Consider the following 1,307-nt stretch of genomic DNA (forward strand, 5'->3'; position numbering starts at 1 on the left):
CGCCCCAGGCGCCGCAAAGACCATGCAGCGGCCAGACGCCGAGGACGTCGTCGATCTTCCAGCGGTTCTGGGTCAGCGTGAACATCAGCACGAACAAGCCGCCGGCGACACTGCCGACGAATAGTGCGCCGATCGGATGCATCACGTCAGAGCCGGCGCAGACCGCGACCAGACCGGCGAGCGGACCGTTATGGACGAAGCCGGGGTCGTTCCTGCCCGCAACCATGGCCACCAGCGTGCCGCCGACCATTGCCATCAGCGAGTTCATTGCCACCAGGCCGGAGATCTTGTCGATCGTCTGCGCGCTCATGACGTTGAAGCCGAACCAGCCGACGGTCAGAATCCAGGCGCCAAGCGCCAGGAACGGGATCGACGATGGCGGGTGCGCGGAAATTCGCCCCTCCTTGGTGTAGCGTCCGTAGCGTGCGCCGAGCAGAAGCACTGCCGGCAGGGCGATCCAGCCGCCCATCGCATGCACCACAACGGACCCCGCGAAGTCGTGAAATTCCTCCCCATAGCGGGCTTTCAGCCAGGCCTGGAGGCCGAAGGCCTGGTTCCAGGCAATGCCTTCGAAGAAGGGATAGATGAAACCGACGATCAGAAAGGTCGCGGCCAGTTGCGGGTAGAACCTGGCACGCTCGGCGATGCCGCCCGAAACGATCGCCGGGATCGCTGCCGCGAAGGTCAGCAGGAAGAAGAATCGGGTCAGCTCGAAGCCATTCTTCTGCAGCAGCGTTTCGGCGCCGGCGAAGAAGTTGATCCCGTAGGCGATGCTGAAGCCGATGAAGAAATAGGCAATCGTCGATACCGAGAAATCGGTCAGGATCTTGACCAGCGCGTTCACCTGGCTCTTCTTGCGTACCGTTCCCAGTTCGAGAAAGGCAAAGCCCGAGTGCATCGCCAGCACCATGATGCCACCGAGCAAGATGAAGAGAACGTCACTACCAGACTTGAGTACTTCCATGGCTCCTCCGGAATATCGGGTCGAAGCCATCAAGCAATTTCTGTTCCAGGGTCAGGCCATCTCTGGATTCAATGACTTGCGCGCATTCTTGGTCATCTTGACGCACTACTATGGTGCAATATGGCTCATTCGCGCACCAAAACAAGGAGTCAAATGCACCGGCTTGCACCCTATCCGGCCTATTTTGGTGCAGCGCCTGGCGGCAGGAGAACCCACATCTGCCCTGGCTGCTTCATTCGACCGGCCTGATGGCCGGCTTGCGTACCGAAGCCCCAGAACAGATCGGCGCGTACGACGCCGCGAATCGCGCCGCCGGTATCCTGCGCCAGCACAAGACGGCGCA

Annotated in this window: 2 protein-coding genes; both read right to left on the reverse strand. The window is 61.0% G+C overall.

All coding sequences use genetic code 11. The features are described 5' to 3' along the window. Positions 1-964 (reverse strand): ammonium transporter (locus CAPSK01_RS03060; RefSeq protein ID WP_034922333.1); only part of this gene is annotated, 964 nt, incomplete at its 3' end. A gap of 179 nt (positions 965-1,143) precedes the next feature. After that, on the reverse strand, positions 1,144-1,307 hold a 164-nt coding region (locus tag CAPSK01_RS21640), incomplete at its 5' end, for a 3D domain-containing protein (protein WP_273703004.1).

Source organism: Candidatus Accumulibacter vicinus (assembly GCF_000584955.1).
In the GTDB taxonomy this organism is placed as follows: Bacteria; Pseudomonadota; Gammaproteobacteria; order Burkholderiales; family Rhodocyclaceae; genus Accumulibacter; species Accumulibacter vicinus.